The organism is Thalassospira australica, assembly GCF_044790785.1.
Classification (GTDB): domain Bacteria; phylum Pseudomonadota; class Alphaproteobacteria; order Rhodospirillales; family Thalassospiraceae; genus Thalassospira; species Thalassospira australica_A.
Genome location: NZ_CP085258.1, coordinates 1,761,559 through 1,776,627, shown reverse-complemented (window position 1 = coordinate 1,776,627; position 15,069 = coordinate 1,761,559). Strand labels below are relative to the sequence as shown.

The window sequence follows — 15,069 nt, the reverse complement described above, 5'->3', positions numbered from 1 at the left end:
CAATCCAGACCGCAAATAACCGCTTTTCAGATCAGTTTGTGCGATCTTCAAGGAAGTTCATATAGGCGTCAAAGGATGACCGTTGCCCGAAAAGAATATGGGCACGCGTACGGATTGCCTGCGAAACGACCGACCGGCGGCGTTTGTCCATCGCCAGTGTCAGCGCTGTCTCGACATAATCCGCCGGATGGTAGGCAACACAATCGAAGACGGAAATCTGTCGATAACAGGTATGGCTGCGCCGTGAACGTGCAGCCTTGCCCGGCAGGGTCACCAACGGCACGCCAAGGCCAAGGCAATCGAATGCCAGCATGGCATCGTTCCATGCCGGACTTTCAAGAACGACATCCACCGCACATAGCAACGAATGAAGATCGGCACGGCTATGAACCGAGACAAAGCGCATGCGCCCGGCAACATCGGCATAATTGACCGCAAACCGCCGCCCCCATGCCGCGTCCCAGCTATCGCGCTCAGGCGCGATCAGCAACAGTTCCGCAGTTTCATCCAGCCGCAGGATTTCGGCAATCAGCGGATCGAAATCAGCGGTCAGAACATCAAGCGGCTGCGGACAAAGATAGGTATTGCGATCCGGATCGATCCGCCAGCGTCGTTGCAGATCGCCAGGCGACAAGATGATTTCTTCCGGGCAGGAAGCATTTACAAACAGGCCCGGTAAACGGATCAGTTCCTCGCTAAAGCGGGTCTCGCCACCTGCGGTTTCCCAATCTTCGGCAATCAGGTGGCAATCAATGTTGGAAAGTCCGGTGGTCGCGGCAATTCCGCCCCCGGCAATCTGCAGCGGCGCCAAACGCCACGCTGCCAGCAACATCGTATAGGCATCGGCCTGCGGATCGACATAATGCAGAACATCAAGATCAAGCCCCGCAATCACGCGCGCAGAATGCAGCGGATCAAGCGGCAATGGCACCACCAGATCGGCCTCGGCATCAATCCGTGCGGTCACGTCATCCTCGCCCAGCGGCGGGCGGATCACGGTGATATCGAACCGGTCGCGATCAATGGCGCGAACCAGCCCCGCGATCCAGCGCCCGATACCGTTATCGCGCATATTGGACGATACTATACCCAACCGGACCTTGCCGTCCGCATGGCGGGTACGTTCGGTGACATGAGGCACGTCATAGCCCGAAACCAGACGTTCCCAATAATGGCCGACCGCACGCAATTGCGCATCACCTTCGGGACGAAGGGCCGCACGCCAAACCGGCGGGAAACGTGTCAGGGTGATCGGATCGATCAGATCCGTCTGGCCCAGATCAAAGTCAAGATCATCGTCATCAAGCGTATCATCAAGAAGATCGCGCACAACTTCATCATTCTGCGCCGCCAGATCGGCCGGAACCGGCGCAAACAGCAAACGGCGCGCCGTACGGAACAGGGCCGTGTTATCGCCAAGGGCGATCTTGCGATCAATCGCGTTCTGCAAAACCGATTGGGCCGATGCAGCGTCGCCTTCTTCGGCCAATTCAACCGCCAGCCGGAAAACCGCATCATCCCCGCCGCCCGCACCGATGGCGGCACCGAACCGTTCAACCGCTTCGCTATGACGCCCGGCCAGGCTTAATGCCTCCCCCATCATCAGAAGAAGTTCTGCATCTTCCGGGTTGGCATGCAAAAGGGCTTCCAATGCGCCAATTGCCTCGGTCCCCTGGCCGGTGCGCAAATACAAAAGCGCCAGTGTGCGTCTGGCACCCGCATCCTGCGGATCAAGGGCAAGAACCTGTCGCAAGCAATGCAAGGCACCAGCAAACTGGCCCAGCCTGAAAAGCGCGTCGCCATAGGCTGTCAGGGCGCGCTGATGGCCGGGTTGCAGTTCAAGCGCACGTAAAAGCGGTTCGGATGCGGAAACAGTTCGCCCCTGATCGAGCCTGATCTGCCCCATCAGAACCAGCGCATTGACGATATCGTCACGCAGCTTCAATGCCGTCGTACAGGATACCTCTGCCCCGGCGATATCGCCCATGGCATATTGGCAGGCCCCGAGATTGGCGTGAATTTCGGCAACATCGGGCGCCAGTCCAAGCGCCTGCATGTAGTTTTCATGCGCCAGTTCAAGTTCATCAAGCTGGCGATAGGTATTGGCGATATTGCAGTAAAGCGCCGGAGAATCCGGGCACAGGCGAATCGCACGCTTGAACGCACCGATTGCTTCGCGCAATTTCCCTGCTGCCTTCAAGGCCTGTGCATGATCATGCTGTATTTCGGCATTGTTGGCATCGGCGATTGCCGCACGGCCCATGCGTTCGGCAGCAATGTCGTTATTGCCCTGTTTCATGGCAACCAGACCGGCCAGATGCATGGCTTCTGCCGCTTGCGGATAGGCAAGCGTCATCTTGCGGCAGGCGCTTTCAGCCTCCGCCAGTTGACCCGTTTCAAACAGGTCGATTGCAAACCGGAACATCTCGCCAAGATCAGACAAGGATCGTATCGCCACCCGAGAGTTTGTTTAATCGATCACCATAGTGACCAAGCGTTAACAAACCACGTCTTTGCCACAAAATATGGGTCCTGACTATGGCAAGCACACACAAAAACCACCCGGCCTGACAAGACCGGGTGGCAAAGTTCGTCATCATGCCAAAAAGCATGATGTGAAGGGTTATTGATCAGCCCTCGTGGCTGAAATAACGGCCGAAGCGGTTGGCAAGCAAATCGTCAAGCGCAACCTGTTCCTGGCGGATATACCCCCTGCCCGCCAGCTTCCCGGTCAGGACCATATCCATGACGGCACAAAGCCCGGCCGACGTTGTAATCTGGATCGCCGACCAGTTCTTGCCACCGATAACCGTTCCGTGAACCTTGCGGATGAAGTTTTCCTCGCACAGTTCGCCGTCACGGGTGCCGATGGCATCGGCAAAGATCACAATCACGTCCTGGCTTGTAATCGGCAGAGACTTTTCAAAGATTTCCTTCATCAGATCGGGGCGTTTGCCAAGGCCAAGGTCCTCGATCAGGATTTTCAGGATTTCCTGATGACCGGGATAGCGCACTGTCTTGTAATCAAGGTTTTCGACCTTGCCTTCCAGCATATCGCAAAGCGCACCGACCCCGCCCGATGTGTTAAAGGCTTCATATTCCGTGCCATCAATGGTGAAACGCTCATACCCCTCCAGCGGCAGAACTTCGATGCGTTTGCCCTTATGGATCGCTTCGCACGGGTTCAGATATTCGTTGATCAGGCCATCGGTCGACCAGGTCAGGTTATATTTCAACCGGTTGGTCGGGTTTTGCGGCAGGGCACCGACACGAAGACGCAGGTTCTGAACGCTATCGAACCGCTTGAAAAGATCATGGGCGGCGATTGAAATAAAGCCCGGTGCCAGACCGCATTGCGGTACAAACGCCCCGTCGGCATCCTTGGCAATATCACGGATGGCACGGGTGGTTTCGACATCTTCGGTAACATCGAAGTAGGATGCCCCAACAGCCCGTGCGACACGCGCAATTGCAACATTCAGGTAAAACGGACAGGTCGACAGGATCGCATCATGCCCCTTTGCAACCTCGGTCAGGGCAACCTCGTCGGTGACATCGACCTTCACCAGTGTTGCCGCGTCGTCCCTGGCACAAATTTCAAGCATATGGCCGTTGGAATCGGCCAGTGTCACCGCATATGCACCGCTTTCATGCAGCATGACAGCAGCAATACGACCGATTTTACCGGCACCAAGAATCAAAACCTTTTTCATTTTGGCAAACTCCCATTTTGACGTCTGAGACCGCATGTGATGCGCTGTCCTGCCTGATACGGCCCTGATAACGTTATTGTTATGCTGCTTTAATGGTCTTCCGCTGGACTGCCGGTTACAACCCGGCGATACTGTCATTTCCCATGATTTAACCGTTAAAATGACGGGCAATACCGATGAAACGAAACCTTGATGATATTGACCGCCGCCTGATCGCCCGGTTGCAGCAAAACGCCCGCACGCCGATTGCGGCCCTTGCCCGCGATGTCGATCTCTCGCGCAGTGCCGTTCAGGAACGCCTTGAACGCCTTGAAAAGGCAAAAATCATAACGGGATATACCGTGCAGCTTGGCGAAGAAGCCAGATCGCTTCTGCTTGCCGAAGTCATGATACAGGTCGAACAGAAACAATCGGCCGGGGTCGTCGGCGCGCTTCAGAAAATAACCCATTGCATTCGCTGTCTTGCGATTTCGGGAGAATATGATCTGATTGCCGAAATCGCTGCCGATACGTCCGAAGAACTCGATAAAGTACTGGACCGGATCGGCGCCCTGCCCGGCATTAAACGCACCGCAAGCTCAATCATCCTTTCCACGAAGTTCGATCGTCGATAGACTGCTCACGGGTTGGGGAGCCATTGTTCAGGAATTTTCAAAAAATTGGCTGAAAAACGCAGATATTCCGTCCTGACTGTTCTGCTTGCCGGCTTTTCCGTCACCAGCATTCTCGGCGTCGGCATTTCACTTTATGTCGGGCTTGGCGCAGCCTATCAAAATACCCGAAACCTTTGGGTCATGCTAAGCGATCTGGACCTGACATCGGTCCAGCGCACCATGCATGAACGAATGGAAAATGTGGGTAAACGGGCCATATGGGTCGCGGATCAGGTCGCCAGTGGTGCACTTGATCCAAGCTTCCAATACGGCTGGAACAATGCGATGCGCGCGCTTTCGGCATCCCAAATGGATGTGATGGCCTATGGCCTGATCACGGGTGATCGCCAGTTCATCGGCTATGACCCCGAAGACATGCGCGAAATCCGCCGCACCCTGCCTGCTGATGATGTGCTTTTCTCGGAACTGGCGCATTTGCGCGGGCCAACCGTCAATCACACCAGCTTCCCGCGTTGGGACCCTTATTTCAAACAAACGGTGATTGCCGACTGGATTCCACTGTTCCTTGACGGACGTTATCTTGGCACTTTCATCCAGTATCTGTCGCTGTCCAACCTTTCCAACAGCCTGATCCGCGGACGCGAAGATTTGCCCGGCGTTCCCTTTGTCCTGATTGCAGGCAACCGCGTCATGGCCCATCCGCGTTTGCGCGAATGGGGGGATAGTACGGCATCCGCACTGGTGAACGGGGCCGACGTCGCGCGCAGCCCGATACCGCTTCCGACGATCAACGATATCGGTGATCCGGTGCTGGCCAATATCGGCAAATCCGAAGCCATTGATATCAGCAACAGTGGCAACCCGCGCGGTCAAAGCCAGAACCTTCGCCTTTCCGGGCTTGATCTTGACGGTCGCTATTCGATGATCGTCACCAAACAGATGATGGACACCCCGTTTTCACCGATCATCATCGGCCTTCATTTCAAAGAAGAACTGTTTGACGATGAATGGAACCGGCTGATTCTGGCCTCGGTGATCGGCGGGGCCGTCCTGTTTTTGTCGATCATCGTGGCAATCATCATAGCCCGCCACTTTACCAAACCGATCCGCCGCTTTGCCGCGGCTGCACGCACCTTTGAAGACGGCAGTATCGACAATCAAGATTTCCCCGACCTGAAAGGCAGCCGTATTCGCGAATATGATGATGCTGCCCGGTCCTTCAACCACATGATCAAGGCGGTACATGATCGCGAACGGATCAGCAGCCTGTTTGGTAAATTCCTGCCCGCATCGATTGCCAGAAAATTGTTGGCATCCGGAACGGATTCCGGGGTTCTGCCCCCGCAACAATGCGAAGCCACGGTTCTGTTTGTCGATATCGAAGATTTCACCAGTCTGTGCGAGGAACTTGATCCCCAGCAGATCATTTCGATGCTGAACGCCTATTTCGATTGTGCGACCAACATTATCGAGGAACATGGCGGCATCATCACCCAGTTCCAAGGCGATGCAATTCTTGCGGTATTCAACGCATTCGACGAATTGCAGGACCACGCCGATGCTGCCCTTGATTCCGCCATCGCCATTCAGAATGCGGTCGAAACCCGGCAGTTCGACGGGTTGTCGATCCGGTGTCGTTGCGGCGTGAATACCGGGCGTATGGTTGCGGGGAATGTCGGCGCCAGTGCGCGCCTGTCCTTTACCGTTCACGGTGATGCCGTCAATACAGCATCGCGGCTTGAACGCGAAAACAAGGTGCTTGGGACGCGTATCCTGCTCTCGGACAGCACGCGCGATCTGCTTTCGGATCCGGAACGGGTGGTAAAGGCCGGTCAAATCCAGTTACGTGGCCGCCATACAGAAACCCTGCTTTACACCTGTCGCCCCTGATGCACGCGATATTCTTTCCATCGCGATCATTCATCAGTAAGCTTTGCCGATAACCCGGAAAGACAAACCGGGTCATCGGGGGCATACGGGGAATATGATGACTGAACGCAGGGGGCGTTTTTCAATACTTGGCGTATTGCTGGGCGCGTTTTTTGTTACCAGTGTACTGGGTGTGGGGCTTGCACTTCACCTTGGCCTTGATACGGCCTATGACAATACCCGAAGTCTTTGGATTACAATGACCCATGCCGATCTGAAAGACGCACAAAACGCCATGCGCGCCCGGATCGAACGGATGCAACGCCGCAATATCTGGGTCGCCCGCGAAGTGGCAAATGGCGATCTTTCACCTGATAACGTTGCAGTGTGGGACAACACTCTGGCCGCCCTTGTGACCAATGAAAGCGACGTCACAGCCATCGGACTTCTGACGCCCGATGGCCGTTTTCGGGGATACGATCCACGGTCGGACAAACCTGTTTCCGGCAAAGCCGACCCCGAAGAAGACATCATCGCCCGATCCCTGATCGCCTATGGCCCGGGTCAAAGCATCACGCAGTTTCCGCGCTGGAACAGTCTGGTCAACCAGGTCGTGATAAGTGAAATGATTCCGTTGTTTCAAAGCGGGCAATATATCGGCTCGCTTGTGCAGCTTGTCTCGCTTGGCGATTTTTCACGCGATCTCAAACCCGACCCGACCGAGGCCGGGCGCACCCCTTTTGTCATCGTCAATGACCACGTCATTGCCCATCCTTCCCTGTCCGACTGGCACCAGTTGCACCCGCCCGAAAATCCTGGAACCAATGATGTTCTTGGCGTCCTGCCCCGAATTGACGGCCTTGCCGATCCGGTTCTCGCCCGGATGGATCAATGGCAAACATTTGACTTTGATGACAGTGGCCCCTCGTCCGACGGAACCAGCGGTTCGCAGACCGCCGCACTTGAAACCGCGGATGGGTATCACGTTATCATCACCCGGCAATTCGAAGAATCGGCAAGCCTTCCCGTTCTGATGGGCATGCATTTTGATCCGACCGTTTTTACCCGCGAATGGGAACGCCTGAAGCTCGCGACACTGATCGGAACGGCAATCATGGTTCTTGCCGTCATTCTGGCGATCCTGATCGCGCATTATTTCACGCGCCCCCTGAAACGGTTTTCGGCCGCAACAAGGCAACTTGAAACCGGCATTCTTGACGACCTGCCGATCCTGCCCGGCAGCCATATCATCGAATTCAATGATGCATCCCGGTCATTTAACAATATGGCAATTACCCTGCGCGACCGGGAACGCATCGGTCGGCTGTTTGGCAAATTCCTGCCAACGGCCATCGCCCAGCAATTGCTGGCGTCTGACGATGACACCGGCAATGTCCAATCCCGCCAGTGCGAGGCATCCATCCTGTTCGTCGATCTGGTCGGCTTTACGACCCTAAGCGAAAAGATTGCTCCGCAACGTATCGTCACCATCCTCAATGCCTATTTCGCCAAGGCAACTGCAATCATCGAAGAAAATGGCGGCATCATCACCCAGTTCCAGGGCGATGCCATCCTTGCCGTATTCAATGCTTTTGATGATGTGCCCGATCACGCCGATGCGGCAGTCCGTACGGCTATTGCCCTGCAAAAGCTGGTTCACAATGATCTGTTCGACGGCGAAGAACTGCGCTGTCGTTGCGGGATCAATACCGGCTTGCTGGTTGCGGGAAATGTCGGTGCGCCGGACCGCCTGACATTCACCGTACACGGCGATGCGGTCAACAGTGCCGCCCGACTGGAAGCCAAAAACAAGGAACTGGGCACGCGCATCCTGATCGCAAGCACCACATTCGATCAGCTTTCAGACCCGTCACAGGCCCGTCTTGCCGATGAAATTCTGCTGCGCGGTCGCAGTGAAACAACCGCTGTCTATACCATTCCGATAGATGGCATTGATTAAGAAAAGGGTTGGCAAGCCGCAAAACACAAAACGCCGCATTGGATAAACCGATGCGGCGTTTTGTAAAACCTGTGAGAACAAGGTACCGGGAATTAACCCTGGCGTGCCTTGAAACGCGGGTTCTTTTTATTGATCACGTATACGCGGCCACGGCGGCGCACGATACGGCAGCCTTTTTCCCGCAGCTTCGCGGATTTCAATGAGTTCCGGATCTTCATAACAGTAAACCTTAGAAACTTGGCCCCTTCGAGGAAGCCGGAAAATAGAAGTACACCCTGCCCCTGTCAACACCTAAAACAGGGGGTGACAACAGAATTCCGGACAAAGTCCATTCATTCGTCGCCAGCAGCAGGCATGAAACCGGTCAATCACCTGATCGTTGCGTAGAACCGATAAAATGCCAGCGTTCCGTTTTCAAGCATTTTTACGCGGTTCATCCACATTTCCATCTCCGGCACCAGATATGTCAGGACATCCGGGTCAAGGCCGCTGTTCTGGATATCGGCCAGCATCGCCATCCATGATGCTTTGATCTGGCTGACATGCACGTCGGTTTCATCCTTGGCAATGCGGATATCGAATTTCAGCTTGCCCAGCGCCGCCTTGTAATGGTCCGCCGTCCACGGATACGGTTTAAAGTCCTCGTGCTTTGCCCATTCGGCAACGGCATCTTCATGGCCTTCGGATGTCAGGACATAGTCTGTCAGCAATATCTGACCGTGATCGCGCAGCGTTTCCGCCAGCGACACCAGCAGAACATCCTTGTTTTCAATGTGGAAGAGATCGCCAAACGAATAGACCACATTGAAATAGGCTTTGCGCAATTCCGGGCTGGACGGGTCAAATGCCTGCACCGGGACCTTTTTCTGAACACCGGCCTGAACAGATCGCTCCATACCCAGCAACGCCAATTCACCATCACGTTCATAGGCTGTGACCCAGACACCCAGCTTATCGGCAAGCAACCGCGCCACCCCGCCAAGCTTCGCGCCGATTTCAAGGCAGCTCATGGTTTCGTCAAGCGCAAGGGGCTTTGCCAGTTCCAGTGCATAATCATGGCCACCGGGGATCATGATCCCACGATCAAACAGCTTGGCATAAAGTTTGATCCGTTCTGGCGGCCAGCGGCCGATTTCATCATCAAGGTCAAGTTCGCCCAGTTCCGGCTCGACCGGCCGGGCAAGAAACAGGCGCATCCTGTGCAGCCACGCCCGGTAATCATCAATTTCTTTTTGCAAAAGATAATATTCAACCGGGTTGTCATAGCCTTGCCAACGGGCGCGAAGCTTTGTCGCGAGGCTCAGCTTGTGGCCTTCCGGCATCACGAATTCCGGCATATCCCCCCCGTAACCGCCTTCGCGGTCAAGGACATCGCCGTCATGGTCGGCATTGCGTTGCCAGAATTTAAGTTTCAATGCTGATACTCGCTAAGCGGTTCGCGGTAGACGGATCAATTCTTGCAAAATATGGCAAATACGCAAAAGTGACAACGTGTTAAGATTTCGACCATATGATCCCTGCGTTAAGACGAATATAAATTGGACATGATTTACCTGCCCGGCTTCGGGATAATATTTATGTGCGGGATGCCTTTTCACGAATGAGCCAGGATCACCTCGGGATCTATTATCGCCTGTTGAAAGTTGCGCCGGGTGCCAGCGCGACGGAAATCAAGCTTGCCTATCGCAAGCTGGCCTTTGAATTTCATCCTGATCGCAATACAGATATCGATGCCGAAGAAAAATTCAAGGACATCACCGAAGCCTATGAAATCCTGACCGGAACGCGCAAGGCACCGCCGAATGCATCGCGCAACGGCAAGAACGGCACAAGCGCGACCGACGCGGCGGGCAAACAGCAAAGCGGCCCTTATGGCCCGCAGGCCGCCGGAACCAAGAATGCCAATACGCAGCGCACCCGTCAGGGTTTTGCCGGTACCGGCCGCAAGGCCGAAAGCGAGGAAGATCGATTTGCGCGCGCCAACGAGGCCTATCGCCAACAGCAGGAACGCAATGCGACGCGCAAATCAACCATTCATCCCGGCGTCAAACGCCATGCAAAGCACCGCCCCACCCCCGATCAGGCAGGGTTCGTGCGCTGTGCCGTGACCGAGGTCGTATCGGCACAGCCCCGCTTGGTCGAATTCACCATCGTGCGCGGTTTTTTGAATTCGCTGAGAATCGAAAAAATCACCGCCAATCTTGCCCCGAAGGGGGCAAAGCGCATGGCACTGAAGGCCAGTTTCAAAACATGGCTGCACGGTTTCTGGGGCTGGCGCAGTTTCATTCCGGCATGGCGGGCGATCATCGGCAATATGCGGGGCGGCATCCTGCCGCCGGAAGGCAATGCCAAGCTTCTGTTCACACAGGCCACCGCGTTCGAACGGAGCGGCAATAAACCGCTGGCACGCGCGGTCCTGTCACAGGCCAATGATTTCATTGGCAGTAACCGGTCGGTACTGGCCGAACAAATCCGTGCCAATCTGCGACGTCTGGATGACGGCAAGCCGCTGCGTCGGGTGCGCAGTGAATGGAAACAGGCCGGGATGCTGGACGCGCTTTTGCATCTAAGCCCGGTATTCGTTGTGATTTTCGGCCTTCTCGTGGCATTTGGCCCCGGTCAGGGCTTTGTCAGCCACGACATCCCGAAAATCGTCGCCGAAAGAACCAGTGAACTGACCCGCAAGGTCGAACAATTCATCGGCGAGGATCGCGATCCTTACTACATTGATCGCGATCTTTTGAACATGCGCGAAGGCCCCGGCATTGAATATCCGGTCATCCGGCGCCTGGCGCGGTTTGAAACCGTCTATATCGCCGGATCGAGTGACGATTTCTGGATCGAGATTGAAACAGCCCTTGATGAAACGGGCTTTGTCAATCTGGATGCCCTTGTGCCGGGCAGTGGCGCCAAGGCCCGTGATGAATGGTGTGCCACAAACAGTTGCGACTGACCGCAGATACGATCAGTCGCAACAGACTTCTAATCTGTAGGGTGCTCAAAAACCGAAATCAATTTTTGACCGGAACAGCTTTCAACGCCGCCAGAAGATAATCCCAGAAGCGCAGAACACTTGGCACATGGACGCATTCGTCCGGGCTGTGCGCGCGTTTGATGGTCGGGCCGAACGACACCATATCCCAATGCGGATATTTCGCGCCAAGGACACCGCATTCCAGACCGGCATGAATGACCCGGATTTCCGGATCCTTGCCAAACATGTCACGATGAACCGCCTTCATCATATTGACGACTTCGCTATCGGCATTCGGCTTCCAGCCCGGATAGGCATCGCCCCACTTCACCGTTGCACCGATATTTTCAAACACCGATGTCGCGGCCTCGCGAAGGGCATCACGGGCCGAGTTGATCGAACTGCGCGCCGACAGGGTGACATCCGCCTTGCCATCGGCCAGCTTGACAATCGCCAGATTGATCGACGTTTCAACCACACCTTCAACACTGGTGCTCATGGCGTGAACACCGTTCGGCGCACCGACGACCGCATTGTTGAAACGCTTGGAGTCTGCGGCACTCATTGCAGTTTTCGGCAACGACACATCTTTGGCGACAATCGCAAAATTCGGTTCGATTGCGCCGATCTCGTCTTTGACTTCGCCCGCAAATCCCGCCAGTGCTGCATCAAAGGCCGCTACCTTGTCGGATGGCAGAACAACCGTGGCAAAGGACTCACGCGGGATCGCGTTACGTGCCGTACCGGCATTGATGGTAACGATCCGCGCGCCAATATCCCGAATGGCAGTGCGCAGGAACCGCGCCATCAGCTTGTTGGCATTGCCAAGACCAAGGATGATATCGATCCCCGAATGCCCGCCCTTAAGCCCGGTCAGCGCGATTTCACGTGCAACCTGCCCGCTTTCAACGGCTTCGGGGGTATAGGCAAAACTCGCGACCAGATCGCCGCCACCGGCACAGCCAACGCAAAGCTCGTACTCATCCTCGGTATCAAGGTTCAGAAGGATTTCGCCCTTAAGCCGACCCGGCTCAAGGTTCATCGCACCCGTCAGGCCGCGTTCTTCATCAACCGTGAACAACAATTCCAGCGGACCATGTTCCAGATTATCTTCGGTCATGAACCCCATCATGGCCGCCGCCCCGATACCGTTATCAGCACCCAGCGTGGTATTGTCGGCCGTGATCCATTCACCATCCATGATCATGCGGATCGGGTCGGTGTCGAAATTGTGGGTCGATCCGCTATTGGCCTGGGTTACCATATCGACATGGGCCTGAAGGATGACCATCTTGCGATTCTCGAACCCCGGTTTGGCCGGGACGGAAATCACAAGGTTACTGCCGCTGTCGCGGAAATGCTCAAATCCCTTGGCATCGGCCATCTTTTCCAGAAGCCGCAAAACGGCTTCTTCCTTGGTCGACGGGCGCGGGGTATCGCAAAGTTTCTGGAAGTTTTCCCAGATTGCGACCGGGGCAATTTTACGGATCTCGTTCACGGTGGCGCTCTCCTGTATCGTTTATTCGCGGCATTTATCGCGGGTGCCCCTGCTGCTTAGCGCATCGGCACCGCAATTTCCAGATCATCTAAGGGTTTTTACGCAACTCGGTGATAAATGATTGGCCTGATATCTAGTCGATCCCGACTACATTGCTGCGGCGTTCCAGCAGCAGCACATCGCGCCACTGCCCCTCCATCGGCCCATATCCCATACGGCCAAATCCGCTACGCTGGCAAAGGATCTCGAACCCGTGTTTTTGATGAAGGGCAACACTGCCAGTATTTTCGGGGAATATTCCGGCCTCAAGCGACCAGAAACCGTTCTGTTCGGAACCCTTGATCAATGCTTCCATCAACCTGCTTCCGATCCCCTGCCACTGACATTGCGGATCGACATAAACCGATACCTCGGCCACACCGGCAAAGGCACACCGCCCCGAAACAGCGGATAACCCGGCCCAACCGGTTACCTTTCCGGCATCGTCAAGCGCAACATAGCGGCATTTTGGCAAATGTCCGCCATCCCAGTCGGCCCATGTCCCGCCATGTTGCTGAAAGGATGCATGACCGGATTTCAGCGCCCGGTCATAGATATCGACAACCGCAATTCCATCCATCGCCTGCATATCGCGAATGTTCATGTTCCGCCTGCCATTTTACGTAAAGCGAAACGGTAATTCAGGCTGGATCAATTGTCGATATCGTCATCGAATGTCAGGAATTTGATGCAGTTGCGACCTGCTTCCTTGGCGGCATACATCGCCCGGTCCGCCGTCAGAAGCGCCTGGTCAAGCTCGATAAACTGCCCGCGCAATTCCCCGCCGACAGTCACCCCGAAACTTGCCGTGATGGTGACGTTTTCATTCCCGCTATTGCCAACCGGGATTTCAATCGCGCCGATCATCGTCGAAAGGCGGTCGGCAATGCGCTTGGTCACCGCCGCCGTGGCGGATGGCAGGAGGACGGCAAATTCCTCTCCGCCCAGACGCACGACAAGGTCGTCATCGCGAAGCGCCTGCCGAAGGGTAATGGCAATTTTTTCAAGTAAACGGTCGCCAACCGCATGACCATAGGTGTCGTTGACATATTTGAAATAATCAAGGTCAAGGACCACCAGTCCGAACTGCCAGACCTTGCCTTTTAGCTGACGGATTTCGCGAAGACGACTGACCGCCGATTCAAATCCGCGCCGGTTCAGCGCCCCGGTCAGCGGATCGGTCGACGCCAGCGCATCAAGATGCTGTTCCTTGCGCTTGTGGCTGGAAATATCCAATGCCGAAACCATCACCCTGCCGTCTTCCATCAGGTTCATGCGAATATCCGCATGGCAGCCCGACGGGGTTTCAACACTGTCAACATTGGCGTGTCCGTGGCCACCTTTGATCATGGCCTCATACATGCCGCACAGAATGGCAATATCAAAGACAGGATTGTCATCTTTGTTGTGTTGTTCTTCGCCAAACAGGCGGGCAAATTCACGATTGAAGTTCGTAACATTCTGATGGATATCAAGCATCGCAACGGCCGATGGCACCATGCGGATGACCTCGGTCACGGCTTCTTCAAGCCCGGCCTTGGTCCGCATCAGGGCTTCGTTCATTTCGACTTCTTCGCGCACGTCATGTGCCGTCGTCAGGATTGCCGGGCGGCCATCGTGCCACAAAATCCGCTCGTCGGTCAGATCGCGCCAGACCGTGCTGCCATTATCAAGAATATCGCGCACACGATGACGTTCGCCTTCGCGTGCGCCGTGCAAAATATCGGCGACATGCTTTATTGCCCGTTCCCGATCCGCTTCGGGAATAAACCGCAGGACATTGGGTTTTTCCATGAATGCGCTGGCATTTTCCGCCCCCATCAGGCGGGCAAAGGCATCATTGACATAAAGGGCCGTCATATCACGATGGACCATCACACCGATAAAAGACCGGCCCAGCATATGGTCGACCTGCATGGCGGTTGTGCCATTGTCAATCAGCTGGGCCGTGGTCAGGACGGCATTATATTCGTCCCATTCGACGGTTTCATCGCTGATTTCCATCCAGACCGGGATTCCGTCCGTGCGGATGTTATAGACCTTCTTCCAGCCGTGAAATCCGCTGGCGTCCTGAAATTCCGAGGCAAGTTTGCTGGCTTCGTAATGAAAACTGGGCGGGATATACTGACGCAGATCAGGCTCCGACATGAAATCCTTCACGTCTTTGCGGCCAAGCATCTTCGCATAGGCATCATTGACATACACAGCAACCAAATCCCTGTGCACGACAACTCCCACCCGTGACCGCCCGTAAAGACGCGCAATTTCTGTCGGTTCGAATCGCATCAATGCCCCGTTATCCCCGTCAATGCGATCTAACGCGCTACCTGTCCGGTTTGGCAGCGTTCATTCCGCGCGCTAACTGATCAAATGCTACACTATATTAAAAATCATTAAAATAC

The 15,069-nt window shown here is 55.2% G+C and carries 11 protein-coding genes; 4 read left to right on the top strand and 7 right to left on the bottom strand.

Features of this window, described 5'->3' with window-relative positions:
• Positions 1-31 precede the first annotated feature (31 nt).
• Both LG297_RS08560 and LG297_RS08555 read right to left on the bottom strand, forming a co-directional pair.
• On the bottom strand, positions 32-2,443 hold the full coding sequence (locus tag LG297_RS08560; protein WP_404426491.1) for a tetratricopeptide repeat protein: 2,412 nt from the start codon (positions 2,441-2,443) through the stop codon (positions 32-34).
• 187 nt (positions 2,444-2,630) lie between these two features.
• A complete protein-coding gene (locus LG297_RS08555; RefSeq protein WP_404426490.1) occupies positions 2,631-3,713 on the bottom strand; it encodes a saccharopine dehydrogenase C-terminal domain-containing protein in 1,083 nt (360 codons plus the stop codon).
• Positions 3,714-3,889: 176 nt separating this feature from the next.
• On the opposite strand from LG297_RS08555, the gene LG297_RS08550 reads away from it, so the two are divergent.
• From LG297_RS08550 to LG297_RS08540, 3 genes are all read left to right on the top strand, one after another.
• Positions 3,890-4,327 carry an Lrp/AsnC family transcriptional regulator gene (locus tag LG297_RS08550; protein WP_404426489.1) on the top strand — a complete coding sequence of 146 codons (438 nt, stop codon included), beginning with the start codon at positions 3,890-3,892 and terminating at the stop codon, positions 4,325-4,327.
• 45 nt (positions 4,328-4,372) lie between these two features.
• On the top strand, positions 4,373-6,217 hold the full coding sequence (locus LG297_RS08545) for an adenylate/guanylate cyclase domain-containing protein (RefSeq protein ID WP_404426488.1): 1,845 nt from the start codon (positions 4,373-4,375) through the stop codon (positions 6,215-6,217).
• A gap of 97 nt (positions 6,218-6,314) precedes the next feature.
• Positions 6,315-8,156, top strand: a complete 1,842-nt coding sequence (locus tag LG297_RS08540; protein ID WP_404426487.1) for an adenylate/guanylate cyclase domain-containing protein — start codon at positions 6,315-6,317, stop codon at positions 8,154-8,156.
• Positions 8,157-8,248: 92 nt separating this feature from the next.
• Here the strand turns inward: LG297_RS08540 and ykgO are convergent, their stop codons facing one another.
• The gene (gene ykgO / locus LG297_RS08535; protein ID WP_007090004.1) at positions 8,249-8,374 is read right to left on the bottom strand and encodes a type B 50S ribosomal protein L36; all 126 of its coding nucleotides are present in this window, start codon (positions 8,372-8,374) and stop codon (positions 8,249-8,251) included.
• Between the two features lie 150 nt (positions 8,375-8,524).
• A complete protein-coding gene (locus LG297_RS08530) occupies positions 8,525-9,571 on the bottom strand; it encodes a methyltransferase domain-containing protein (RefSeq protein ID WP_404426486.1) in 1,047 nt (348 codons plus the stop codon).
• 185 nt (positions 9,572-9,756) lie between these two features.
• Between LG297_RS08530 and LG297_RS08525 the strand changes: the two genes are divergently transcribed.
• Positions 9,757-11,109, top strand: a complete 1,353-nt coding sequence (locus LG297_RS08525) for a DnaJ domain-containing protein (RefSeq protein ID WP_404426485.1) — start codon at positions 9,757-9,759, stop codon at positions 11,107-11,109.
• A gap of 58 nt (positions 11,110-11,167) precedes the next feature.
• On the opposite strand, the gene LG297_RS08520 is transcribed toward LG297_RS08525, so the two are convergent.
• From LG297_RS08520 to LG297_RS08510, 3 genes are all read right to left on the bottom strand, one after another.
• Positions 11,168-12,628, bottom strand: a complete 1,461-nt coding sequence (locus tag LG297_RS08520; RefSeq protein ID WP_404426484.1) for an aminoacyl-histidine dipeptidase — start codon at positions 12,626-12,628, stop codon at positions 11,168-11,170.
• Positions 12,629-12,761: 133 nt separating this feature from the next.
• A complete protein-coding gene (locus LG297_RS08515; protein WP_404426483.1) occupies positions 12,762-13,271 on the bottom strand; it encodes a GNAT family N-acetyltransferase in 510 nt (169 codons plus the stop codon).
• Between the two features lie 47 nt (positions 13,272-13,318).
• Positions 13,319-14,893: a diguanylate cyclase gene (locus tag LG297_RS08510; RefSeq protein WP_404426482.1), complete on the bottom strand. Its 1,575-nt coding sequence runs from the start codon at positions 14,891-14,893 to the stop codon at positions 13,319-13,321.
• Positions 14,894-15,069: the final 176 nt, after the last annotated feature.

Bases quoted from the DNA above. Each gene is read 5' to 3' on its own strand.
- LG297_RS08515 (WP_404426483.1), bottom strand. From the start codon at position 13,271: ATGAACATTCGCGATATGCAGGCGATGGATGGAATTGCGGTTGTCGAT.
- LG297_RS08555 (WP_404426490.1), bottom strand. From the start codon at position 3,713: ATGAAAAAGGTTTTGATTCTTGGTGCCGGTAAAATCGGTCGTATTGCT.
- LG297_RS08525 (WP_404426485.1), top strand. From the start codon at position 9,757: ATGAGCCAGGATCACCTCGGGATCTATTATCGCCTGTTGAAAGTTGCG.
- LG297_RS08540 (WP_404426487.1), top strand. From the start codon at position 6,315: ATGACTGAACGCAGGGGGCGTTTTTCAATACTTGGCGTATTGCTGGGC.
- ykgO (WP_007090004.1), bottom strand. From the start codon at position 8,374: ATGAAGATCCGGAACTCATTGAAATCCGCGAAGCTGCGGGAAAAAGGC.
- LG297_RS08550 (WP_404426489.1), top strand. From the start codon at position 3,890: ATGAAACGAAACCTTGATGATATTGACCGCCGCCTGATCGCCCGGTTG.